The 24,441-nt window shown below is 65.5% G+C and carries 18 protein-coding genes; 7 read left to right on the forward strand and 11 right to left on the reverse strand.

The genetic code is table 11. The annotated features are described in order from the left end of the window. Positions 1 to 16: 16 nt before the first annotated feature. Positions 17 to 1,105, forward strand: a complete 1,089-nt coding sequence (locus M1D40_RS10100; protein WP_461168739.1) for a Gfo/Idh/MocA family protein — start codon at positions 17 to 19, stop codon at positions 1,103 to 1,105. Positions 1,106 to 1,347: 242 nt separating this feature from the next. Here the strand turns inward: M1D40_RS10100 and rpsA are convergent, their stop codons facing one another. From rpsA to polA, 3 genes are all read right to left on the reverse strand, one after another. After that, positions 1,348 to 2,820 carry a 30S ribosomal protein S1 gene (rpsA, locus tag M1D40_RS10105; protein ID WP_152218096.1) on the reverse strand — a complete coding sequence of 491 codons (1,473 nt, stop codon included), beginning with the start codon at positions 2,818 to 2,820 and terminating at the stop codon, positions 1,348 to 1,350. A 208-nt stretch (positions 2,821 to 3,028) separates the two neighbouring features. Continuing rightward, a complete protein-coding gene (locus M1D40_RS10110; RefSeq protein ID WP_461168740.1) occupies positions 3,029 to 4,363 on the reverse strand; it encodes a GNAT family N-acetyltransferase in 1,335 nt (444 codons plus the stop codon). Positions 4,364 to 4,423: 60 nt separating this feature from the next. Further along, on the reverse strand, positions 4,424 to 7,057 hold the full coding sequence (gene polA, locus M1D40_RS10115; protein WP_461171045.1) for a DNA polymerase I: 2,634 nt from the start codon (positions 7,055 to 7,057) through the stop codon (positions 4,424 to 4,426). A 166-nt stretch (positions 7,058 to 7,223) separates the two neighbouring features. Between polA and M1D40_RS10120 the strand changes: the two genes are divergently transcribed. After that, positions 7,224 to 7,712 (forward strand): PaaI family thioesterase, encoded by a 489-nt coding sequence (locus M1D40_RS10120; RefSeq protein ID WP_461168741.1) that lies wholly within the window; start codon positions 7,224 to 7,226, stop codon positions 7,710 to 7,712. On the opposite strand, the gene M1D40_RS10125 is transcribed toward M1D40_RS10120, so the two are convergent. Continuing rightward, complete coding sequence (locus M1D40_RS10125) at positions 7,709 to 8,122, reverse strand: dihydrofolate reductase family protein (protein WP_461168742.1); 414 nt, start codon at positions 8,120 to 8,122, stop codon at positions 7,709 to 7,711. The two genes, M1D40_RS10120 and M1D40_RS10125, sit on opposite strands and share 4 nt — an antisense overlap. 430 nt (positions 8,123 to 8,552) lie before the next feature. Here M1D40_RS10125 and M1D40_RS10130 point away from each other — a divergent pair, with 430 nt between their 5' ends. Then, positions 8,553 to 9,575 carry an alkene reductase gene (locus M1D40_RS10130; RefSeq protein ID WP_461171046.1) on the forward strand — a complete coding sequence of 341 codons (1,023 nt, stop codon included), beginning with the start codon at positions 8,553 to 8,555 and terminating at the stop codon, positions 9,573 to 9,575. 153 nt (positions 9,576 to 9,728) lie between these two features. On the opposite strand, the gene M1D40_RS10135 is transcribed toward M1D40_RS10130, so the two are convergent. The 5 genes from M1D40_RS10135 to M1D40_RS10155 all read right to left on the reverse strand — a co-directional run bounded on the left by M1D40_RS10135 (position 9,729) and on the right by M1D40_RS10155 (position 14,923). Beyond that, complete coding sequence (locus tag M1D40_RS10135; protein WP_461168743.1) at positions 9,729 to 10,547, reverse strand: histidine phosphatase family protein; 819 nt, start codon at positions 10,545 to 10,547, stop codon at positions 9,729 to 9,731. 51 nt (positions 10,548 to 10,598) lie between these two features. After that, on the reverse strand, positions 10,599 to 10,841 hold the full coding sequence (locus tag M1D40_RS10140) for a hypothetical protein (protein WP_341395777.1): 243 nt from the start codon (positions 10,839 to 10,841) through the stop codon (positions 10,599 to 10,601). Continuing rightward, complete coding sequence (locus M1D40_RS10145) at positions 10,838 to 12,064, reverse strand: inorganic phosphate transporter (RefSeq protein ID WP_341395830.1); 1,227 nt, start codon at positions 12,062 to 12,064, stop codon at positions 10,838 to 10,840. The genes M1D40_RS10140 and M1D40_RS10145 overlap by 4 nt, the downstream gene beginning before the upstream one ends. Positions 12,065 to 12,322: 258 nt before the next feature. Further along, the gene (locus tag M1D40_RS10150) at positions 12,323 to 14,386 is read right to left on the reverse strand and encodes an MFS transporter (RefSeq protein WP_461168744.1); all 2,064 of its coding nucleotides are present in this window, start codon (positions 14,384 to 14,386) and stop codon (positions 12,323 to 12,325) included. Positions 14,387 to 14,512: 126 nt separating this feature from the next. Continuing rightward, positions 14,513 to 14,923 carry an Hsp20/alpha crystallin family protein gene (locus M1D40_RS10155; protein WP_341395775.1) on the reverse strand — a complete coding sequence of 137 codons (411 nt, stop codon included), beginning with the start codon at positions 14,921 to 14,923 and terminating at the stop codon, positions 14,513 to 14,515. A 329-nt stretch (positions 14,924 to 15,252) separates the two neighbouring features. Here M1D40_RS10155 and M1D40_RS10160 point away from each other — a divergent pair, with 329 nt between their 5' ends. Genes M1D40_RS10160 through glsA form a run of 3 tightly spaced genes read left to right on the forward strand, consistent with a single transcriptional unit; the run spans position 15,253 to position 19,358 of the window. After that, complete coding sequence (locus M1D40_RS10160) at positions 15,253 to 16,635, forward strand: glutamate decarboxylase (RefSeq protein ID WP_461168745.1); 1,383 nt, start codon at positions 15,253 to 15,255, stop codon at positions 16,633 to 16,635. 18 nt (positions 16,636 to 16,653) lie between these two features. After that, positions 16,654 to 18,411: a putative glutamine/gamma-aminobutyrate antiporter GadC gene (gene gadC, locus M1D40_RS10165; RefSeq protein WP_461168746.1), complete on the forward strand. Its 1,758-nt coding sequence runs from the start codon at positions 16,654 to 16,656 to the stop codon at positions 18,409 to 18,411. Between the two features lie 53 nt (positions 18,412 to 18,464). Beyond that, entirely contained in the window at positions 18,465 to 19,358 is an 894-nt protein-coding gene (glsA, locus tag M1D40_RS10170) for a glutaminase A (RefSeq protein WP_341395772.1), read from the forward strand. A 137-nt stretch (positions 19,359 to 19,495) separates the two neighbouring features. On the opposite strand, the gene M1D40_RS10175 is transcribed toward glsA, so the two are convergent. Both M1D40_RS10175 and M1D40_RS10180 read right to left on the reverse strand, forming a co-directional pair. Then, complete coding sequence (locus M1D40_RS10175) at positions 19,496 to 20,257, reverse strand: SDR family NAD(P)-dependent oxidoreductase (protein ID WP_341395771.1); 762 nt, start codon at positions 20,255 to 20,257, stop codon at positions 19,496 to 19,498. Then, positions 20,257 to 21,918 (reverse strand): ABC1 kinase family protein, encoded by a 1,662-nt coding sequence (locus M1D40_RS10180; RefSeq protein ID WP_341395770.1) that lies wholly within the window; start codon positions 21,916 to 21,918, stop codon positions 20,257 to 20,259. The genes M1D40_RS10175 and M1D40_RS10180 overlap by 1 nt, the downstream gene beginning before the upstream one ends. Before the next feature lie 149 nt (positions 21,919 to 22,067). Between M1D40_RS10180 and M1D40_RS10185 the strand changes: the two genes are divergently transcribed. Further along, on the forward strand, positions 22,068 to 24,434 hold the full coding sequence (locus M1D40_RS10185; RefSeq protein ID WP_461168747.1) for a glycoside hydrolase family 3 C-terminal domain-containing protein: 2,367 nt from the start codon (positions 22,068 to 22,070) through the stop codon (positions 24,432 to 24,434). Positions 24,435 to 24,441: the final 7 nt, after the last annotated feature.

A 24,441-nucleotide genomic window follows, 5' to 3' on the forward strand; every position in this document is an offset into this window, starting at 1 on the left:
GAGGAGCTACGTCCGCATGACCCGCACCATCGAGCAACGACACTTTGTCCGTCCGCCCTGCGCCGAAGAAGGCGCTCCCTCTCCCCTGGCCGCGACCGGCCGCCCGTTGAACTGGGGCGTGGTTGCCACCGGCGGTATCGCCGGGAAAGTCACCGCCGACATTGCCCTGCTCGAGGACGCCGTGCTCTATGCGGTCAGCTCCCGCAGTGCCGCCAAAGCGGCGGACTTTGCCGAGCGTTTCGGTTTCGCGGCCACGTATTCCGACACGTCCGGGCTGTCCGGGTTTGAGGCCATGTTCGCGGACCCTGCCGTGGACGTTGTTTACATCACTACTCCGCACGCCCAGCACTACGACGTCGCTAAAAGCGCCCTTGAGCACGGCAAGCACGTCCTGTGCGAGAAGCCGTTCACGGTGAATGCGGCAGAAGCAGCCGAACTCATCGAGCTGGCGCGCAGCCGGAACCTGTTCCTGATGGAAGCGCTGTGGACCCGCTTCCTGCCCAGCACCAACCGGGCCTGGGACATCCTGGCCTCCGGCGAGCTCGGCATCCCTTCCTGGGTGCAGGCCGACCTCGGTTTCGCCGCTCCTGTGGATCCGACCAGCCGAATGTGGGATCCGGCCGCCGGCGGCGGTGCCCTGCTGGATCTCTCCGTCTATACGCTGACATGGGCCTTCGGCGCCCTGGGTTTTCCGGACAGCGTCACTGCATCAGGCGTGCTCAATGAAAGCGGTGTTGACACCCAGAACGCGCTGACCCTGCGGTACGACGACGGCCGGCACGCCCAGCTCTCATTGTCGATCTCTGCGTCGGGACCGGGCAGTGCCACCATTGCCTGCAGCCGCGGCTGGCTGCGGACCGGCGGCGGCCAGATCCCCAATCCCACCGAACTGCACGTGCACGGCCCGGGCGGAGCGCGGGTCGAGACCTTCGACCCCGCCGGTGCGGGCTACACCTACCAGCTGCGGGAAGTGACCCGCTGCATCCAGCAGGGCCTCACGGAGAGCCCGACCATGCCCCTCGCGGATACTCTGCGGACCATGGAACTGCTCGACGGCGCCCGGGCCCAGCTCGGCCTGCGCTACGCCAACGACGCGCGGGCCTGACAGCGGGCCGGGGCTCAATGTTCCCGGCTGGGAAAGGTGTCAAAGTAAGGGTCGGCGCGCGGCGGCGATGACGGGTCCGTGGGTTCCCACCCGTGGAGCCGGATCAGGCCCGTCCCCTCGCCGGGCGCGTCAGCCGCCCGTGCCCGGCCGCCTAAAGAAGAACCCATACAAAAAGCAGGCCCCCACCGAAGTGGGGGCCTGCTTTTTTGGCTATTTCAACCGGTTAGTTCAACCGAAGGAAATTAGTTGCCCGTGAGCTTCTCGCGCAGAGCGGCAAGTGCTTCGTCGGAAGCCAGCGTGCCGGCACCCGTCTCAGCAACGGCCGGCTCGGAGGAGTAGCTCGTGGTGCCGGATTCGGACGTGTCCGAAGCAGCTGCGATGTCCTCGGAAGCGTGCTGTGCAACCTGCTTCTTGTGGGCTTCCCAGCGGGCCTGGGCGTCAGCGTACTGCTGCTCCCAAGCTGCACGCTGGGTCTCGTAGCCTTCGAGCCATTCGTTGGACTCGGGGTCGAAGCCCTCCGGGTACTTGTAGTTGCCGGCTTCGTCGTACTCTGCGGCCATGCCGTACAGAGCCGGGTCGAACTCGGTGCCCTCGGGGTCTACACCCTCGTTGGCCTGCTTCAGCGACAGGGAGATCCGGCGACGCTCGAGGTCGATGTCGATGACCTTGACGAACAGTTCATCTCCAACGGAGACAACCTGCTCGGCCAGCTCTACGTGGCGGACTGCCAGCTCGGAGATGTGGACCAGGCCTTCGATGCCGTCTTCGACGCGAACGAACGCACCGAACGGAACCAGCTTGGTGACCTTACCCGGCACAACCTGGCCCAGGGCGTGGGTGCGGGCGAAGGTCTGCCACGGATCTTCCTGCGTAGCCTTCAGCGACAGGGAGACACGCTCGCGGTCAAGGTCAACTTCCAGAACCTCAACGGTGACTTCCTGGCCAACTTCAACAACCTCGGAGGGGTGGTCGATGTGCTTCCAGGACAGCTCGGAAACGTGGACGAGACCGTCTACGCCGCCCAGGTCCACGAATGCACCGAAGTTGACGATGGAGGAAACAACGCCCGGACGAACCTGGCCCTTTTCCAGCTTGTTGAGGAACGTGGAGCGAACCTCGGACTGCGTCTGCTCGAGCCATGCACGGCGGGACAGAACAACGTTGTTGCGGTTCTTGTCCAGTTCGATGATCTTGGCTTCGATCTGCTGGCCGATGTACGGAGCCAGGTCGCGGACACGACGCATCTCGACGAGGGAGGCCGGCAGGAAGCCGCGCAGGCCGATGTCCAGGATGAGGCCACCCTTGACAACCTCGATGACGGTACCGGTAACGACGCCGTCTTCTTCCTTGACCTTCTCGATGTCGCCCCAGGCGCGCTCGTACTGTGCGCGCTTCTTGGAGAGAATCAGGCGGCCTTCTTTGTCTTCCTTGGTGAGAACCAAAGCTTCGACCAGATCGCCGACGGAAACTACGTCTCCGGGATCAACGTCGTGCTTGATGGAAAGCTCACGGGAAGGGATGACACCCTCGGTCTTGTAACCGATGTCGAGCAGGACCTCGTCGCGGTCAACCTTGACGACGGTACCTTCGACGAGATCGCCGTCGTTGAAGTACTTGATCGTTGCGTCAATGGCGGCGAGGAAGTCCTCGGCAGTACCGATGTCGTTGATAGCGACCTGCGGGGTACCGGACTTCTCGGTGGTGGTGATGGTCATGTAGTTGGGACTCCGATGTGGAAGTTGTTTTGTATTCCGGATGCGCTCCCACCGAACTCAGAGCAGCCGTTCGGGCCTGCCTCAAGACAGTGCTTGTTTGTCCGGAGATGGACAGAATTGGTTACGTACTGCGCAATTACGCGCCAGATCAGTCTAGCCGCAGCGCGCAACTCAGGTCAAAGCACCGGGAGTACTTTGACGCGGGTAATCAGAAATGCGTGTTGCAGTAGGGTGCAGTACCCGCGGTAAAAAGTGCATCAAGGGTGTCCAACGCCTCCCGGCTGCCGCGTATTCCCCCGGCGGCGGCCAGCGTCAGTGCGCTGACGCCGCCCAGATACAGCGATCCCAGGGCATCGGCGTCGACCTCTGCGGCGGGAACGCCCGGCGGCACGGCATTACCGGCCGGAGCCGCGCTGCCGTCAAGGCGCGTCACGGTTCCGCGGCCGCCGTCGGCACTGACATGGAAGACGCCGTCGGCAAGGCCCAGCGGGTCGGCCACGGTAAGAACGACGGCGCCGCTGCCCGTGTAGTGCCGGGCCTCAAGGGCCGTCGGGGTGTCCAGGATCCGCAGCCACAGCACGTCTTCGACTCCGGATACCTCGTGCCGGCGCCGGTCGGCGAGCATCCAGGGCAGCGGGTCGGCCAGGGGTGCCGCACCGTAGGTGAGGCGGTCCACGAGGTCGATCGAGCCGAGGAAGCGCCACAGTTCCCGGTAGGCCTCGTCGCTTGCCGCAATGAGGTCCGTGATCTTGATGGTCTCCGGCTGCGTATCCCAGCCCTTGAACTTGTAGGTGGCATAGCCGTCGGGGATGCCGGCGGCATCGTAGTGGACAACCGCACGCAGCGCCTTGTCGGGTTCGCTGGTGTGTTCGCTCCAGGTCCCCGAGGCACGCAGCGCGTACGCGTACTGCCGGCCGAGCGCGCCCGGGGTCCGCTCCAGGTGTGCGCGGAAGATCTGCGGCGCCAGCTCCTGCAGCTTGGCGTTGTCGGCAACCACAGCGGTCCCCGCGGAAGGAGACCGGAAGGCGAGTCCGCCGCGGGTGTCGACAGCCACCTCCGCCGTGGCAGTGGCCGCACCGAAGCCGAAACGGCCGTAGATGGTGGCTTCCGACGCCGTCAGTGCCGCCACTGCCAGGCCGGACTCCTTGGCCCCGGTGAGATCCGCGGTGATCATCCGGCGCAGGATGCCGCGCCGGCGGTGCGTGGGACGCACCGTCACGCAGGTCACCAGGTGGGCCGGCAGCAGCTGCCCGGCACCGACGTTCAGGGTATTGACCATGGTGGCGTAGGTGGCCACGGGAATCGCCGGGTCCCACGCGAAGTCCGGCGCCTCGTCGTCGTACACGGCGGTCAGGACGCGCCCGTCCCGCCGGTAGGCGTCCACCATGGCGGGCAGGAGGGCCGCGTCGGCACGCGGTTCGTGGAAACCGAGCCGCACCGCTTCGAACCAATTGGCGGTCCTGGCATCAGCGGCAGGGGGATCAGCGTCGTCGTCGTACCCCGGCGAGAATGACTCCAGCCGCAGTCCTGTATCCGTCTGCATGATCCCCCTGTTGTTTGAGTTACTGAGTTGCTGAGGTACTGCCCGTTGCGGGCTCCGGTGTTAGTGCCCGGCTTCGTGCCAGCTCACACCGATTCCCACGGAGACGTCCAGCGGAACGGACAGGTCCGCTGCTGCGCCCATCTGTTCACGGACCAGCTTCTCCACCGCGTCCCGCTCCCCGGGGGCGACTTCGAGCACCAGTTCATCATGGACCTGCAGCAGCATGCGGGATTTCAGGTCCTGTGCCTTCAGCTCCGCGTCCACGCCAAGCATGGCCTTCTTGATGATGTCCGCTGCGGAACCCTGGATGGGGGCGTTCAGGGCAGCGCGTTCGGCCATCTCGCGCAGCTGCCGGTTGTCGCTGGACAAATCCGGAAGGTAGCGGCGGCGGCCTTCGATGGTGGAGGTGAATCCGTCCTTGCGGGCCTGTTCGACGACGCCGCGCAGGTAGTCCCGCACGGCACCGAAACGGTCGAAGTAATCGCGCATCAGCGTCCGGGCCTCGTCCACCGGAATGGCCAGCTGCTTGGACAGGCCAAAGGAACTTAGCCCGTAAACCAGGCCGTAGGACATGGCCTTGACCTTGGAGCGCATGGCGCTGGTGACTTCCTCCGGCGGGACACCGAAGATGTGCGCGCCGACAAACCGGTGCAGGTCCTCGCCGTCGCGGAACGCCTGGATGAGGCCCTCGTCGCCGGACAGGTGGGCCATGATGCGCATTTCCACCTGCGAGTAGTCGGCCGTCAGCAGCGTCTCGTAACCCTCGCCCACGGTGAAGACTTCGCGGATGCGCCGGCCCTCTTCGGAGCGGATCGGAATGTTCTGCAGGTTCGGGTTGGTGGAGGAGAGCCGTCCGGTGGCCGCGGCTGTCTGGACATATGTGGTGTGCACGCGGCCGTCGTCGGACACTGCTTTGCGCAGCCCCTCCACCGTCTGGCGCAGCTTGGTGGCGTCACGGTAGGCCATCAGGTTCGCGAGGAACGGATGCCCTCCCGTCTTGACCATCAGGTCCGCCAGGGCATCGGCGTCGGTGGAGTAGCCGGTCTTGATCTTCTTGGTCTTGGGCAGGCCAAGTTCATCGAAGAGGACCACCTGCAGCTGCTTGGGCGAACCGAGGTTGATTTCCTTGCCGATAATGGCGAAGGCTTCGCTGCTGGCCCGGGCAATCGTGGCGCTGAAATCATCCAGCAGCCGGTCCAGCTTTTCGGTGTCGACGGCGATGCCGGCCAGTTCCATTTCAGCCAGGACCTCGGCCAGCGGCAGTTCAAGCCCGCCGAGGAGCTGGTTGGCCCCGCGCTCCACCAGCTGTCCGGCAAAGTGGTCGCTGAGCTGCAGCGCGGCGAAGGCTTCCATGACGGCCGGCGTGGCCACATCCACTTCTTCAAGCTGAAGCTGCAGCTGGTTGCTCCCCGCAGCCGCCGGAGCCAGAGACATCCGCAGATGGTGCTGGCTCAGGTCCGCGAGGTCATAGCTGCGGCGGTCCGGCTGGATCAGGTACCCCGAAACGGTGGTGTCATCCACCACTCCGGCCAGGTGCAGTCCCCGTCCGGCCAGGGCCTTGTAGGCCTCCTTGAAGTCATGCACCACCTTCGGCGCATCAAGGTCGGACAGCCAACCGGCGAGCACCTGCTCCGTTTCGGCGTCGATCTCGGTGAGCGGCACATAGGCGGCCACCGTGTTGGTGACCAAAGCCAGCCCGACGACGTCGCGCCCCGCCGCCGCACCCTCGGTGACCAGCTGAACCGCTGTCTTGGCCTGGTTGGTGGACGCAATCCAGTCCTTCAGCGCCGCCGCGCCGCCGATCAGCACATGCTCCGGAGGGGTGAGCTCCCGGCCCGCGGAGGCGGTTTCCTCTTCGCCGTAAATATCGAACAGCCGCTTGCGCAGCGCATTGAACTGCAGGGCATCGAAAAGCTCTTCAATGGCTTCACGGTCGGGGCGCCGCGCGGACATGGCCTCCAGGTCCACCGGCAGGTCCAGGTCCCGCAGGAGCCGGTTCAGGCGGCGGTTGCGCTTGACGTCCTCGATGTTGGCGCGGAGCGAATCCCCCACCTTGCCCTTGATGCTGTCCAGGTTCTCCAGGATGCCCTCAAGGCCGCCGTACTGCTTGATCCACTTGGCCGCCGTTTTGGGGCCGACGCCGGGCACGCCCGGAAGGTTGTCTGCGGACTCGCCGACCAGGGCCGCCAGGTCGGAATACTTGTCCGGCGGCACCAGGTACTTCGCCTCGACGGCGGCGGCGTCCATGCGCGGCAGGTCGGAGACGCCCTTCTTGGGATAGAAGACGGTGACGCGGTCATCCACGAGCTGGAAGGCATCCCGGTCCCCCGAGACGATCATGACGTCCCAGTTCCTGGCGGACGCCTTCTCCGCCAGCGTTGCCAGGATGTCGTCGGCCTCGTAGCCGTCCATGGACAGGGTGGGGATGCGCATGGCTTCCATCACCTTGATGATGAGGTCCACCTGGCCGTGGAATTCCTCGGGCGTCTTGTTGCGGCCGCCTTTGTACTCCGTATATTCCTCGGAGCGGAAGGTCGGGGTGTCAAGGTCAAAGGCAACCGCGAGGTGGGTTGGCTTCTCTTCCTTGATGAGGTTGATCAGCATGGAAGTGAATCCGTACACGGCGTTGGTGTGCTGGCCGGTGTCCGTGGAAAAGTTCTCGGCCGGCAGCGCGTAGAAAGCACGGAATGCCATGGAATGGCCGTCGATCACCAGCAGCCGGTTGTGCCCTCCCGCCGTAGCGGTCCCGAGTGCCTCGGGTGCGGGTTCCACGACCCCCTCAAGTACGGTCTCGGCAGGGATTTCTGCTTGAATATCGGCCAGTTTGGTAGATTCACTCACAGATGTAAGCCTAGTTGGCATGAGCGACAATTTCACGCCGGACAACGGCGCCCGGTCCGAGGCACCCAACCCCTTCACTGACCAGCTGACCGAAGCGGGCGTCCCTGAGGAGATGCACGGCTGGCTTAGCTCCAACGGCGTCGGGCGGCTCGTGGAGAAGCTGGGCATCCGTTTCATCGAGATGACGGCTGAGCGGATGGTCGCGACCATGCCCGTGGAGGGCAACGAACAGGTGGCCGGAATCCTGCACGGCGGTGCCCATCTTGTCCTGGCCGAGACGCTGGGTTCCTTTGGTGCCGCAATTCATGCCGGTCCCGGGCGGCAGGCCCTGGGCATTGAAATAGGCGCAACTCATCACCGGTCGGTTTCCTCCGGCACCGTGACCGGAACCGCCACGGCCATCCACCGCGGTAAGACGCTGGTGACGCATGAGATCGTCATGACGGACGAGCAGGGACGCCGCCTCAGCACGGCCCGGATGACCAACATGATCCGCGACGCCCGCTAAGCAGGCGCCTGACGCCCCCGGGCATCCCCGAACCCGTAGTGCAGCTGCACCAGCCCCGTGTTCTCGGAACGGGTTTCCAGCAGCGCGCCCGGTTGGGTAACACGCGCAACCGGAAGCATGGGCCGGCCGGCGCCGAGGGCTACGGGAACAACGGTGACGAACATTTCATCGATAAGTCCGCAGTCCATGAACTGGCCGGCGAGGTTTGCGCCGCCAGCCAAGAGGACATTCTTTTCACCGGCGTCGTACACAATGTCCGGATGGAATTCCTCGACGTCGCCGCGGACAAAAGTTATGTCTGCACCCGATATGCCCGGGAATTCATGGCGGGTAAAAACCCAGACCGGGATTTTGCCGTACGGCCATGATTCCGGGACTGCCAGCAGGGTCCGGTATGTCCCGGCCCCCATTGCCACGGCCCCAACCCCGCTTAGAAACTCCTGATCAGACGGATCCTCCGGCCACGGGTCTCCGGACCTTCCCGCCGGAGCCCCCGGTCTCAGCGGCTCACCCGGGCTAGACGGCTCACCCGGACTGCGAGGCCCAAAGGGGGCCGGCCCGTCGACCACGAAGCCGTCCAGCGACGCCGCCACCCAGTAGACAGTCCTGACCATGCCGCCATGCTAGCCCGGGGGCCGGGTAAAAGCACCGGCGCCGCCGCGGTGATGTATCCCACGCCTTGGAATACTGCAGGCGTATTCCCGGTTGGCCGGATTAGACAGCATTTCCACCTGCGCCGGCAGAACCGCACCGGACGGGCCCTACAGAAAGTACTTCCTCCCCTTGAATCTCTTTTCACCGCTTACCCTCGGCTCCCTTGAATTGCCCAACCGCCTGGTCATGGCACCGCTGACCCGCACCCGCAGCGGCCGCAACGGGATTCCCACCGAACTCATGGCGGAGCACTATGCGCAGCGCGCCTCGATGGGCCTGATCGTCAGCGAGGGTACCTACACGTCCTACGAAGGACAGGGCTTCACCTGGCAGCCGGGGCTGGTTACCGAGGAGCAGATCGCCGGCTGGAAAAAGGTGACCGACGCCGTCCACGCCGCCGGCGGCCGGATCGTGGCCCAGGTGATGAACGCCGGACGGGTGACCTCCCCCGCAATCAACGGCGGCCGCAGGGTCGTGGCCCCCAGCGCCCTGGCTATCGACGGCCTGACCCACACCTACGAGGGCAAGCAGCCCTACCCGGTTCCGCATGCACTCACCACCGCTGAGCTGCCCGTCATTATTGCCGAGTTTGTTGCCGCCTCACGCGCAGCAATGAAGGCAGGGTTCGACGGCGTTGAGCTGCACAGCGCCAACGGTTACCTGCTGCACGAATTCCTCTCCCCTGATTCCAACAAGCGCACCGACATGTACGGCGGCTCGCCCGAGAACCGGGCCCGCCTTGTCACCGAGGTCTACCGTGCAGTGGCCGAGGCCATCGGCGCGGACCGGACCGGCCTGCGGATCTCTCCGGAGAACAACATCCAGGGTGTCCTGGAAACCAACCCGGCCGACGTCCTGGCGACGTACACCGCGCTTGTGGCCGGCATCGCACCGCTGAAGCCGGCCTTCCTCAGCATCCTGCACCGGGACCCCTCGGACATCCTCGTGCAGGAACTGCGGAAAACCTTCGGCGGGCCGGTGCTGCTGAACTCCGGCTTCGGCATCCTCACCACGCGTGAAGAAGCCATCCAGTTCATGGAGGACGAGCTCGGTGACGGCGTCGTCGTCGGCCGGCCCGTGATCGCCAACCCCGACCTGGTCCGCCGCTGGGAGGAAGACCTCCCGCTGAACACGCCGGATCCCTCCACCTTCTACTCCTACGGTGCTGCCGGCTACACGGACTACCCGGAGTACGCCGAAGCTTCCTAGTCCAGCCAGGCCCGGCAGGCCGCTCAGCGGAAGCCGGTGTCCGCGGCACGTAAAAGCCCGGCGGCAGGAGCCAAAACAGGCTCCCGCCGCCGGGCTTTTGTGCGTCGTCCGCAGCACTTCAGCTAGCCCCGCACGTTCAGCGTGCCGAGCCGCTCAGCTGCCGAACGACCCCTGCAGGAAATGCCGGTTTGCCTCGGCCCGCTCCAGGAGTTCCTCTCCGGTGAAGTACTTCCGGTCAAACTCTTCCCACTCACCGACAAACATGGTCCATTCGCCGTCCACCTGCACGGGCCAGCAGCGGCGGACCCAGCTGAGCTTGTCGCGGACGTTGTTCCGGTCATTCGGATCCGTGCTGGAGTACTGCAGGACGGTGCAGTTGTGAATCATCTGCTCCTTGTCCGCATCCCGCTCAAGGAACTCTTCGTCGCTCCAGCGCTCCAGCACCAGACGCGTCGCCCACATGAATTCGCCGTGGGTCACCATCAGGACATTCTCCCGGGCGTTTTCGCGGTGCAGAGTGCTCAGGATGTTCCGGACCCGGTTCTCGGCGACGTTTGCAATGGATTCACCGGCCGGCGGAGCCCAGTACAGCGGATCGCTGTCGCGGTAGGCCGCATTCTGCGAGTACTTCCGCGCGAAGTCCTGCTTCGACATGGACCCGATCTCACCCCAGGAGCGTTCGCGGATGACCCGGTTCTCCTCCCAGCGCACGTCGAGTCCGAGGTGCGCTGCGGTCTCGCGCGTCCGGGTGTAAATGGAGACCATGGCGCGGTCGAAGTGGATGTTCTGCCCTGTGATCCATGCTCCCGCAACCTTGGCCTGCTCCACCCCGAGCTCGGTGAGGCGCCAGGAACGGTCAGGGACGGTCATGGTCTCTTCGGTGTACAGGCTCGGGTCACCGGCTCTGGAAGCGCGCTGCATGACGTTCGCTTCGCTTTGCCCGTGACGGACAAGGAAAAGGTTCCGGGGCATGACCATCGGTGTCTCCTTGGATATGGCTGTCAGGATTCAGAGGTACCGGTTCTAGCCGTGCAGGGCGGGCACGATCAGGTAGATCCCGAACAGTACCGCTGCAGCGCAGACCGCAAAGCAGGCATAGGCTCCGGCCTTGACCAGCAGGAGCCGGCTCCTGGCTTCCGGACCGGGGTTGCGGTCCGAAGCGACGGCGTAGAGGCGGACACCCGTGGAATACAGGCCGACGACGACGAGCGTGGCCAGCAGGGTGATTCCGGCAACTATGAGGTACGCGACCCAGTTGATGCTCATTTGGATGTTTCCTTGACCTTGGTGGTGCGGGCGGAGGCACGGCCCTGGGAGCGGGCCTTGCGCTTGTTGATCTTGACGGCTCCCCCGGCGTTGTCGATGTTGCTGACTGCGTTGTCGTGGCCGACGCGGTTGCGGCGGGACCAGAAGAAGATGAACAGGATGATTGCCAGTCCCAGGACGCCGTCAATCGTCACGCCGATCGGGCCGGTGCCTGCAACGAAGGCGGCAGCGGCACCCATGACGGCGGCGGCGGGAAGGGTCAGCAGCCAGCCTCCGGCGATCCGGCGTGCGGTTCCCCAGCGGACCTCTGCTCCCTTGCGGCCCAGGCCGGAGCCAATGACCGATCCCGAGGCAACCTGTGTGGTGGACAGTGCCATGCCGAGATGCGTAGAGGTCAGGATGGCTGCCGCGGTGCTGGTCTCGGCGGCGAATCCCTGGGCAGGCTTGACGTCGGTCAGGCCGGTGCCCATGGTGCGGATAATGCGCCAGCCGCCGGCGTAGGTGCCCGCGGCGATCGCCACTGCACAGGCTGCGACAACCCAAAAGACCGGACCGGTTCCGACCATCTGGAAACCGCCGGAGATCAGCACCAGGGTGATGACACCCATGGTCTTCTGCGCGTCGTTGGTGCCGTGCGCCAGGGCCACGAGCGAAGAGGAGAAGATCTGCGCATACCGGAAGCCGCCGCGCTTGCGGGGCAGCTTGTCTCCGGATTCCTGGTCATGCCGGCGGGTAATGGAGTACGCCAGCCGGGTGGCCAGGAAAGCCACGGAAAGGGCGATGGCAGGTGCGATGAAGGCCGGCAGGATCACCTTGGACATGAGGACGGAGTAATCCACGGAACCAAAGCCGGCGCCCACGATCGCGGCACCGATCAGGCCGCCGAACAGGGCGTGCGAGGAACTGCTGGGCAGGCCGAGCAGCCAGGTAATCAGGTTCCAGATCACGGCGCCAAGCAGGCCGGCGAAAATCATGACGGGGGTGATCTGGATCCCGCCCTCGCCCTCCCTGATGATGCCGCCGGAAATGGTCTTAGCAACTTCAGTGGACAGGAAAGCGCCCACCAGGTTCAGGACTGCAGCCAGGGCTACAGCGTTCTTCGGCTTGATTGCACCTGTGGCAATGGGAGTTGCCATTGCGTTGGCTGTGTCATGAAAGCCGTTGGTGAAGTCGAAGAATAATGCGAGCGCGATCACCAGCGCCACCATGAGGGTGAGATCCACCACGTACCCTAACTTGAAGACAAAAGGAGTTCCGTCGGCACGCGGAAGCTCCCGCGGACAGAAGCCGGCGGGGGCAGCAGGGTGCTTTCCGGTTCATCGGAAATGTTGCAAAGGGAGCGGCGGAGCCGGGGAGTGAAAACACCAGTCCAGCGGGTCCCGGAGGGACCGCGCCCCATTTACGCCAGATTGATCCTATGCGCTGAACCAATCAGGTACCAAAGGCAGAAGTGTGCGCTTTGTCTCGGCTTTCCGCCGGCCCTAGATCCGCAGGCCCGTAGTGGGCGGGTCCCCGCCGAGTTCCATGTCTATCACCGTGTTCGGCGCCGGCAGGGCAACCCGCCGGGTGTGGGTGGTGGCGCCGTCGGGTTCAACGACAGTCAGGATGTAGGTTCCCGTACGCGGCAGCGGCAGCACGTAGCGGCCGGCGCTGTCCGACCGCGCTGCGGCCCGGTTCTCCCCCGCAGGCTGAACCAGGATCACCAGGGCTCCGGCCACCGGAAGGCGGTTATGGGTAATCTGGCCGGTCAGGGTCAGCCGCTCGCGGAAGCGGATGTCATGACTGCTGGGCACCCCGGGGAAAGCGAGCACCTCGGACACCGGACGCCATTGGTGCTGAGTAGCCACCAGGACGTAGCGGCCGTCGCCGGGGAGTACGACGGCGTAGCGCCCGCCGTCGTCGGCACGGTCCCAGTCCACGGGTTCGCCGTCCTGGTCCAGCACGGTGACCACGCCGCCGGGCACCGGCGTGCTGTTGTCGGCGGCGAGCATGGTGCCGGTGACCATGATCTCGCGCTTGGCGTCCGCCGGAGGAGGCTGGCGCTGCCCGGGCCGGGCGTGGAGCGCCGGGTGGGTGGCTTCGCGCCGCGGAGCCCTGGGAATGAGGCAGGAAATCCCGGTCGCAGCCAGGGCTGCCAAACAGGCCAGGGCGAAGATCGCACGGAAGGCGTCCACCCCGGGGAAGGTCTCTCCCCCGACCCTGACAGTGATGGAAGCCAGGATGCTGGCGGCGGCCGCACTGCAGGTGGACGTGCCGACCGAGCGCAGCAGCGTGTTGACGCCGTTGGCGGCAGCCGTGTCGGTGAGGGGAACGTTGCTCATGATGAGCGTGGGCATGGCTGCCATGGCGATCGCGGTACCGACGGACACGATGACGGCGCCGATGATGATGCCGGTCACCGTGTTGACCAGCATGACCCGCGATAGGTAGCCGCCGGCCATCACTGCGCAGCCGACCACCATGGTTGCCTTCGCGCCGAAGGTGTTGGTGATGCGGGCCGACAGCGGGGCCGCGGCAACCATGGCCAGGCCGGCGGGGATCATGGTCAGGCCTGCAACCAGGACACTCAGGCCAAACCCGTACCCGGTTTCCCTGGACAGCTGCAGCTGCTGCGTGGTGACCAGCATGTTGGCATACATGGAGAACCCCACCAGGACGGTGGCGGCATTGGTCAGGAGCACCGGGCGCCGCGCCGAGGTGCGCAGGTCCACCAGCGGCTGGCCCTTGCGCAGCTCCAGCGGGAACCACACAGCGAGGAGCACGACGGCGGCGGCGAACAGGCCCAGGATCGGATCGCTGGTCCACCCCCAGACCCCTCCTTTGCTGATGGCCAGGAGAAGGGCGGTCATGGCGGCTGAAAGGACCAGGGCGCCCTCGTAGTCGAACCGGCCGGGCGTGCGTACCCGGGACTCGGGAACGAACACGATGACGGCAACGATCAGTACGGCGGCAATGACCCCGACCACCCAGAAGGTGGCCCTCCAGCCCAGCCGTTCATAGATCAGCCCCGCCATCGGCAGGCCGAGGGCACTTCCGATGCCGAAACTGGCGCTCATCAGCGAAACCGCGCCGGCGATTTTCCGCTGCGGCAGGGTATCGCGCAGAATGCTGATGCCCACCGGGATCACTGCTCCGGCAAATCCCTGCAGTGCCCTTCCCACAAGCGCCCAGAAGAAGGTGCCGCCAATGGACGCGGTGAAGGCTCCCGCCACCATCATGGTCATGGCCACCAGCAGCATCCGCCGCTTGCCGAACATATCCGCCAGACGGGAGACGATCGGCGTCGCCACTGCCGCGCTCAGCAGCGTGACCGTCACCATCCAGGACACGTCGTCGGACGTGACGCCGAAGATCCCGGGGTACTCGGGCAGCAGCGGAACCACCGCCGTTTTCTCCAGGGACACGACGACGCCGCCGCTGGCCAGAGTGGCGATGACAACCCAGTCGGGGTACCTGCGGGCCTGCCGGTCCGTGGAAGCGGAACCGCCGGTTCCGCTTTTAGGGCCGCCTCCACTTTTGGGTACGCCGGAAGCATGGCTGCTCATCGAACCTCCTTGCCGCAGCGTTTCCCGCGGCCCGGGTTGTCGCCCCCTTGGAACCGGGCTCAGCTCCTTGGAACCGGATCTAGCCCCTTGGAGCGCAATCAGCCCCTGGAATCACCCCGTGGAAAATCAGCCCCTGGAGATGGGCACCTTGGTGGAGGAGGAGCCTGCCTCGGGCACCGGAACGCGGACTTCAAGGACGCCGTCGTTGTAGGATGCGCTCACGTTGTCCTGGCTGGAACCGGCGGGCAGCGGTATGTCGCGGGTGAACGAGCCGTAGCGGAACTCGCTCCGGTAGCCGTTTTTGTCCTTGTGCTCGCTGCCCTCGCGGCGCTCACCCTTGATGTGCAGGATGCCGTCGCTCACGGAAACGTCCAGGTCTTTGTCAGGATCAATGTTGGGCAGCTCGGCCTTCACCACCATCGTGGCACCATCCCGGTACTCCTCGACCGGGAACGCCGGGACCTCCCAGTCGCCTTCAAAGAATTTACGTACGGGTTCGGGCAGTTCGAACCGATCACGCCGCGCCAGTCCCGCCATGGAATGCCTCCTCGCAGATGTTCCCTCAGTGGTTTCAGATGATCAGTGGATCCGCCTGATCAGTGGTTTCAGATGATCAGCGGCCTCACTCGATTTGCGTTTCACAGTACGCGCGGGCAGTCCCTGCCTCAACGGTCCAGGCCCCATCCGGCAGCCCGGGAAGCCGAACCGGCACCAATACCGGTGCCCCGGCGCTGCCGGGGTCGGTGACCCTAGCCACTGTTTTTGGCCCCGCGTAGAGTTTTTGATGCGCGCAGCCTCATGAGGATTCACGACCGGCGATCACACCGGTCCGGTGCAGTTCACACCCTTACTGAAAGGTCCAGATGATGCCGCAGGAACGCGATAAAGACTCACTGAGCGTAAATCCGTTGTTCGCCCGCCCGGGCGAAGACACCGTTGCCTCCAAGACCAAGCTGGCGGACGGCGAGATGCTCCCGGAAACGGCCTATCAGATCGTTCATGACGAGACCATGCTGGACGGAAACGCCCGTCTGAACCTGGCCACGTTCGTCAGCACATGGATGGACGACCACGCCAACAAGCTGTATGCCGAGACGTATGACAAGAACATGATTGACAAGGACGAGTACCCGCAGACTGCCCAGATTGAGCAGAACTGCTGGAAAATCCTTGCCGATCTGTGGCACTCCCCCGATCCCGGCGGCACCATCGGCACCTCGACGGTTGGTTCCTCCGAAGCCTGCATGCTCGGCGGTCTGGCCCTGAAACGCCTGTGGCAGCATTCCCGGAGGGCGGACGGCAAACCAACAGACAAGCCCAACCTTGTCATGAGTTCCGCGGTGCAGGTCTGCTGGGAGAAGTTCTGCAACTATTTCGACATCGAAGCCCGGCTGGTTCCCATCAGCGAGGAGCACAAGTGCCTGGACGGCTTCGAACTGGAAAAGTACGTTGACGAAAACACGATCGGCGTTGTCGCCATCATGGGCGTGACCTACACGGGAATGTACGAACCGGTCAAGCAGATCGCAGACAAGCTTGACGAAATCCAGGCCTCCACCGGACTGGACATCGCCATCCACGTGGACGGGGCCTCGGGCGCCATGATCGCCCCGTTCATCCAGCCGGACCTTGAGTGGGACTTCTCGATCCCCCGGGTGCACTCCATCAGCACCTCGGGCCACAAGTACGGTCTGGTCTATCCCGGCCTGGGGTGGGTCGTCTGGCGCGAGCGCCAGTGGCTGCCCGAGGACCTGATCTTCTATGTCAGCTACCTCGGCGGCGACATGCCGACCTTCGCGCTGAACTTTTCCCGTCCCGGCGCCCAGGTCGTCCTGCAGTTCTACTTGTTCCTCCGGCTCGGCCGCTCCGGTTATGCCAAGGTCCAGCAGGCGTGCCAGGACGTTGCACTTTACCTGTCCTCCGGCATCAGCGAGATAGGCCCCTTCGAGCTGTGGAACGACGGGTCGGACATCCCGGTGTTCGCGTGGCGCCTCAAGGAAGGCCACACCGATAAGTGGAGCCTGTACGACCTGGCCGAACGGCTGCGGTCCAAGGGCTGGCTTGTGCCCGCCTATCCCATGCCCAGCAATCTGGAAAATATGACCGTCGAACGGATTGTCGTCCGCAACGGGCTCAGCATGGACCTGGCCGACAGCCTCCTCAACGACATCCGGACCGAAACCGATTACCTCAACCGGCTTGAGTCCCCCATGCCGCAGGAGGCAGCACATCCCGGTTTCCACCACTAACTCGAGGAGGTGAGTGGGATGAGTGATTCCACTGCATCAACCGGCTCGTCCGCATCAACCGGCTCGTCGTCGTCGGGTTCGTCCGCACCGGGTTCGGACGCGGCACGGGCCAAGGCTAAGCAGACAGCCAAAATCACCATCGGCGCACTGGCCGTCATGAACATCGTGGCCGTGGTAAGTCTCCGCGGTTTGCCGGCCGAGGCCGAATACGGCCTCAGCTCCATCTTTTACTACGTGCTCGCCGCTGTTGTTTTCCTGATTCCGGTGTCGCTCGTTGCTGCGGAACTGGCCACGGGCTGGCCGGAGCAGGGCGGCGTGTTCCGCTGGGTGGGTGAAGCGTTCGGCCCGCGCTGGGCCTTCGTTGCGATGTTCATGCTGTTCATCGAAGTCAGCATCTGGTTTCCGACGGTCCTGACCTTCGGGGCGGTATCCCTGGCGTACACCGGAACCAACCAAAACCTGGATGCGCAGCTCTCGGGCAACAAGGCCTTTGTCCTGGCGGTGGTGCTGGTGGTCTACTGGCTGGCCACCTTCATTGCCTTCCGGGGCGCCGCCGCCTTCTCCAAGGTGGCCCAGTGGGGCGGCATTGTCGGCACCATCATTCCGGCCGCCGTCCTGATCGTGCTGGGGTTCTCCTACTACTTCGCCGGAAACACCCCGCAGATCCAGATGGGCTGGGGCGAACTCGTTCCGGACTTCTCCAACTTCTCCAACGTGGTGCTGGCCGCGAGTATCTTCCTGTTTTACGCCGGCATGGAAATGAACGCCATCCACGTCAAGGAAGTGAAGAACCCCACCCGTGATTATCCGATCGCGGTGCTGATCGCAGCACTGGGCACCGTGGTGATCTTTGTCCTGGGCACCCTGGCCATTGCCTTTGTGGTGCCGCAGGCGGACATCAACCTTACCCAGTCCCTGCTGACCTCCTACAACGACATGTTCGAGTGGGCGGGTATCGGCTGGGCGGGCCCGATCATCGCGGCCATGCTGCTGATCGGGGTCCTCGCCGGCGTGGTGACCTGGGTGGCCGGCCCGTCCAGCGGTCTGCTGGCCGTGGCCAAGGCAGGCTATCTGCCCCGGTTCTGGCAGCGCACCAACAAGCACGGCATGGGCACGCACATCATGCTCTTCCAGGCGCTTGTGGTCACGGCCCTGGGGCTGGTCTACGTGGTGCTGCCGTCAGTGCAGGCCGCCTACCAGATCCTGAGTCAGCTCACCGTCATCCTGTACCTGATCATGTACATGCTCATGTTCGGCGCCGCCATCTATCTGCGGTACGCCCAGCCCAACCGGCCCCGGCCGTACCGGGTGCCCGGCGGAGAAATCGGCATGTGGCTGGTGGGCGGCCTCGGATTCCTCGGTTCGCTGATGGCCTTTGTCTTCAGCTTCATTCCTCCGGACCAGATTGCCGTTGGGTCCCCGGAGCTGTACGTGGGCATCCTGGCAGGCGGAGCAGCGGTATTCTTCATCCTTCCCCTGGTGATCTACGCAGTGCGCAAACCGCACTGGCGGGATCCGTCCAGCAGCTTCGTACCCTTTACCTGGCAGCTGGAGCACAGCCATCCCGGCGTCCAAACCCAGTCCTCGGTACCCACTGCGGTCCTTACCGAGCAGGCGCTGGCCTCCGGAGCCGTTGGATCAGGTGCCGGTTCCGGAGAAGGTTCCGGGGAATCCGCACCGGGCGGCGCCCCTGCCGGTGAGTCCTCTCCGACAGGGGACACCGATAAATCGAACCTGCGGCCCCGGCCTGCAGTAGGCGGGAGTGCAGCCCTATGATGCCCGACAAATCGGCCATAACCCAAGCTGTTCAAACGGCTCACGCCGATCATGTGAATGACTCCGGCGGCGCGAATGCCAGCTACATCCCGTATCTGGCGTCCGTTGATCCCTCGCTGTTCGGTGTTTGTGTCGTGACGGCGGACGGCGACATCTACGAGGCCGGAGATGCGGGCTTCGAGTTTGCCCTGGAGTCCATTTCCAAGGTCTTCTCGATGACGCTGGCCATGCAGAGTGTGGGCCTGCCGGAATTCCACGACAAAGTGGGGGCGGATCCAACCGGGGAGCCGTTCAACTCCGTCATCGCCGTGGCCCTGCACGGGGACAAACCGGTGTCGCCCCTGGTGAACGCCGGCGCCATGTCCACGGTGTCACTGATTCCGGCTGATTCTCCGGATGAGCGCTGGAAGAAGATTCTGGACATGCAGAGCGCCTTTGCCGGACGGGAGATCAGGATCAGCGACGCCGTCAACGACTCCGAGCAGTCCACCAACTTCCATAACCGTGCCATTGCCTGGCTGTTGTACTCGGGCGGGACAATGTACTCGGACCCCATGGAAGCCTGCGAGGTGTACACCCGGCAGTGTTCAACCCTGGTCACCACCAGGGACCTGGCCACGATGGGTGCAACGGTGGCTGCGCGCGGGCGGAACCCGGTGACGGGCAAACAGGTGTTTGACGCTTCCCTGGTTCCTCCGATCCTCGCGGAAATGACCATGGAGGGCATGTACACCGCGTCCGGTGACTGGGCCTACAAGGTGGGCCTGCCCGCCAAGAGCGGCGTGGGCGGCGGGGTGCTTGCCATCATGCCGGGGACGCTGGCCATCGCGGCCTTCTCTCCTCCGCTGGATCCGGTGGGCAACAGTGTCCGGGCGCAGCACGCCGTGGCCCAGGTGGCGGCGGCACTGAACCTGAACATCTACAACTCCACGGACTTCGCGCAGTAGGGAGTGTGAGCGCAGCAGAGACAGCAAAATGCACCAGTCAAATTTGGCTCACCAGCAGGACCGGACGGATCGCGGCACCCGCCGCGGTCCGTCCGGTCCTGCGTGCTGTGGTTTTCTAGGGCCCGCTGCGTCCGCGCTCACAGCTGGACGGCCCGGGAAAGTCCGCCGTCAACCAGTATGTTTGCTCCGGTAACCCGTGAGGCGTGCGGACTGGCGATGAAGGCGACGACGTCGGCCACTTCCGCGGGCGTACCCATCCGTCCGGTGGGGTTCCTCGCCACTGCCGCCTCGAACGTGACCGGGTCGTGTTCCTCCAGCAACGCCCAGTAGCTGCCGGGGTAGTAGGTGTTGCCCGCGCTGACCGTATTGGCCCGAATGCCCCGGCCGGCAAGCCGGAAGGCGAGGCCCGCGACGTAGCCGGCCACTGCCGTCTTAGCCGTGGCGTAGGGTCCGGCCGCAAAATCCACCTCCCGCCCCGAGGTGCTGGACACCACAACAATGCTCGGTGCGGTACTCAGTTCCAGGTGTGGAAGCGCGGCTTTGACCAGCCGGACGCTTCCCATCAGGTCCACGGCGAGGGATGCCTCCCAGTTTTCGTCCGTGTCATCCAGGGCCAGGGCGCTGGCTGCGGAAACCACTATGTCGACACCGCCGAAAATCACTGCTGTTTCGCTGACCCACCGGGCCAGCGCACCCGGGTGGGCAGGGTCCACCACGGATCCCTCGACCCGCCCCACGGATCCCGCCAGCTGTTCCTCCAGAACGCCCACGTCATAGGGCTTGTCTGAACAAAAGGAGACGTTGGCGCGTTCGCGGGCGAATTCCTCCACGACGGCACGGCCGATTCCCGTGGTGCCGCCTGCCACCAGGACTGTCAGGCCGGCCAGCGACAGCTCCATCAGTAGTCCCTGATGCGCTGCCGGCGCGCGGTCCAGGCCAGATACCCGCCCAGGGCACCGGTCGAGGCAAGCCCGGCGGTCATCAGCGGGGCCTGCCAGCCCTTCCAGCGGTCGGTGTCGCCCAGCGTGAGCTCACCGACACCGCGGATGAAGGCGGCCGCGAAGATGGCTGCCACCATGCGGTTGCCCACCCTTTCCAGCCGCTCCACCAGGGGTGCGAGTTCCTCGGCCCGCAGGTGCACCTCCAGCCCCTCAAAGTCCAGCGTGTTCAGCAGCCGGCGCAACTGGTCCGGCAGCTCAGCTCCCAGCTCCAGCGTTTCGGCTCCCACCTGTCCGAGCCGCCGGGCAACCGCCACCGGATTCAACTGGTGCACCGCCATCCGCCGTGCGTAGGGAGCCAGCGTGCTGCCCATGCTGAAATCCGGATCCAGCACCTCTCCCATGCCTTCGGTCATGATCAGCATCCGCAGCAGCAGTGCCATCTCCCGCGGCAGCTGCAGATGATGGCTGCGGATGATGCCCAGCGCCCCGTTGATGATGCGGCCCACCGGCGCGTTGCCCAGGGTCCGCCCCTCATACAGCCGGATGAGCTGCTGCAGGTCAAGGCGCAGCTTGAGGCGGTCGACCCGGCGCGTCCTGGCACACATGCGGACTAGGGCAGAAGCCATCCGGTCCGGGTCCTTGCGGATGACCGCGACGAACAGCGCCGAGAGCTGGGTCCGGAACTTGTCGTCGATCTCCCCCACCATGCCGAAATCGATCAGCCCGATCAGCCCGCCGGGCTCCACGAAGATATTTCCCGGGTGCGGGTCGGCATGGAAAAAGCCGTCGTCAAAAACCATTTTCATTTCCGCGTCCGCCGCCGTCACTGCGAGCGCCTTGCGGTCGATCCCGGCCGCGTCCAGGGCAGCGGTGTCGGTGACTTTCAGCCCGTACAGCCGTTCCTGGGTCAGGACCGTTGACGTGCTGAAGTCATCGAAGACGGCGGGAATCCGGACGGCGGGGTTGTCTTCGAAATTCAGGGCAAACCGGCGGGCGTTGCGCGCCTCCTGCGTGTAGTCCAGTTCGGACCGCAGCGTCTCGGCGAACTCGTCCATCAAGCCGGGAACGTCATAGTCCCGGGCGGCCTCCCAGTGCCTGCCCGCATACCCGGCCAGCCCCTGCAGGATGTCCAGGTCCTCATTCACTTCCTCATCGATCCCGGGTCTGCGGATTTTCACCACCACGTCCCTGTTGCCCGGCAGCCTGGCCCCGTAAACCTGGCCGATGGAGGCGCTGGCCAGGGGCGTGGTGTCGAAGCTGGTGAAACGTGAGAGTACCTGCTCCCCCAGTGCTTCCCGGAGCACCCGCTGAATCTGTTCCCAGGGCACCGGCTCGGCATGGTCCTGCAGCTTGGCCAGTTCCTGCTGGTACTTCGGCGGCAGCAGGTCCTGCCGGGTCGAGAGCAGCTGGCCCAGTTTCACGAAGGTGGGTCCCAGTTCTTCCAGTGCCCGGCGCAGGTATTCCGGGCTGCTTGCCCGCTGTTCGGGGCGGTCTCCCGGCTGGGCCTTCCGCCGGAAAGGAATCCGGGCTTCCAGGCCGGAGGCGGCTACCAGGTACCCCAGTCCGTTGCGGTACAGGATTTCCGCCATCTGCTTGTAGCGGTCAAGGTGGCTCTTCACACGTGGCTCCCGTCCCGGCGGCAGGCCGTGAACAACTGCAGCCGTACCTGAACCCTACGGCCCCCGGGAACGCGGGAACAGGGGGCGGACACCCTTTCGCCGGTCCCGGCGGCGGCTTAGACTCGGAGCCCGCATACGAGGAGGCGCACGTGGAGATCCCAGCCCTGCCGGACCTAAGCCTGGACGAGAAGCTCAGCCTGTTGTCGGGGGCCGGATTCTGGGAAACAGTGTCCCTTCCCCCGCACGGAATCCGCTCCCTGGTCCTCGCCGACGGGCCGCACGGCGTCCGGCGGCCGGCCGGCGACGGCGGAGGGACGGGGCTGGGCGATTCGGTACCCGCCACCTGTTTTCCGGCGGAATGCGCGACGGCGTGTTCCTGGGACCGCAGCCTGCTCTCGGAACTGGGCACCGCCGTCGCGCAGGAGGCCCGCGCCCAGGGCGTCGACATCCTGCTGGGGCCGGGCCTGAACATCAAGCGCACCCCGCTGTGCGGACGCAATTTCGAATACTTCTCGGAAGACCCGCTGCTCGCGGGGGAACTCGGTGCGGCGTGGACGGCTGCGGTCCAGGCGGAAGGCGTCGGTGCCAGCCCCAAGCACTTCGCGGCGAACAACCAGGAAGCGGACCGGATGCGGGTGGATGCCGTGGTGGATCAGCGGACCCTGCAAGAAATTTACCTGCGCGCCTTCGAGACGGTGGTCCGCACCGCGGGTCCGTGGACGGTCATGGCTGCCTACAACAAGGTGAACGGGCTGCATGCCGCGGAGAACCCCTGGCTGCTGGGAACGGTGCTGCGCGACACCTGGGGCTACGAAGGCGTTGTGGTTTCGGACTGGGGGGCGGTGACCGACCGGGCGGCCGCGCTCACCGCCGGCCTTGATCTGGAAATGCCCTCCAGCGGAGGCCTGGGCACGCAGGAGCTGGCCGCCGGGCTGGATGCGGGCATGGTAACGGAGGACCAGGTCAACCAGTCCGTGGAACGGATCCTGGCGTTGGTTCGCCGTGCGTCGGTGCAGCCCGGCACTTCCGCAGGCGCCGGCGGCGAGGCGGCGGATTACGCCGCGCACCACGAGCTGGCCCGCCGGGCCGCGGCAGCCTCCATGGTGCTGCTGCAGAACGACGGCGGCATTCTCCCCCTGTCCCCCGCGGGCACCCTGGCGGTGATCGGCGAACTGGCCCGCACACCCCGGTACCAGGGCAGCGGATCCTCCCGGGTGAATCCCGTGCAGCTGGTCACACCCCTGGATGCACTCCAGGAGCAGGTACCCGGGCTGCTGTTCGAACCCGGTTATGCCCTCTCCCTGGACTCGCCCTGGGCCGGGGAAGACCTGGTCGAAACGGCAGCTGCAGCTGCGGCCGCAGCTGACACCGCCGTCGTCTTCCTGGGCCTGCCGGACGCTGCGGAATCGGAGGGCTTTGACCGGACCACCCTCGATCTGCCGGATTCCCAGCTGGAGCTGCTCACCGCGGTCACCGAAGCGAATCCGCGGACCGTCGTGGTGCTTTCCAACGGCGGGGTCGTGACCACGGGATGGGCGGCTGCGGTCCCGGCGGTCCTGGAGGCCTGGCTACCGGGCGAGGCCGGCGGAAGTGCTCTTGCCGACGTGCTGCTGGGCCGCGAGGAACCCGGCGGCCGGCTGGCCGAAACCGTGCCGCTGCGGTTGTCGGACACCCCCGCTTACGGCAACTATCCCGGCGAAGGCGGCACCGTGCGCTACGGGGAGCGGATCCTGGTGGGATACCGCTGGTATGACACCCGCGGCATGGAAGTGGCGTATCCGTTTGGGCACGGATACTCGTACACCACCTTCGAGTACTCGGACCTGGAAATCCGCGCTGTCGGCGCCGGAGCGGACCAGTACGTCCAGGCAGCGCTTACCTTGACCAATACGGGCGGCCGCAGCGGCAGCGAGGTGGTGCAGCTGTATTCCGGGGCACCCGGAGAGGACGACGGCGGCCCCCAGCGCCCGCTGCGCCCGCAGCGTGAACTGCGGGGCTTCGAGAAGGTGCGGCTGGAGCCGGGTGAGGCTCGGCGGGTGGAATTCCAACTGGACGTCCGTGCCCTGTCGCGGTACGAGCCCACCACCGGAAGCTGGGTGGCGGACGCCGGGGAATACCGCCTTGAGGTGGGTGCGTCGTCCCGGGATATCCGTCTGGCGGGAGTTGCTGCACTGGACGGCACGGTTCCCCCTCCGGCGCTGGGCATCGGATCGTCCCTCGAAGAGTGGCTGGCCGATCCGGAGGCCGCGGCCGCCCTGGTTGCCGCGATGACCGGTTCCGGGGCGGGAAGCGGCGGGACAGGAAGCGGCGCAGCCGCGGGCGGCGGGAACCCGGACTCCGCCGAGGTGCCGGATGCAGACGCCGGTGCGGCGCCGGACACTGCTCAGCTCGCGGCGTCTTTGGCACTGGTGGGCAGTATGCCGCTGAACCGGCTGGCGCGGTTCCCCGGCAGCCCGGTCACGCCCGCGCTGCTGAAGCAGCTTGAAGAGGATCTGAGGGCACGGCGCGGAAGGTAGCCGCGGC

The organism is Arthrobacter sp. Z1-15 (assembly GCF_054792395.1).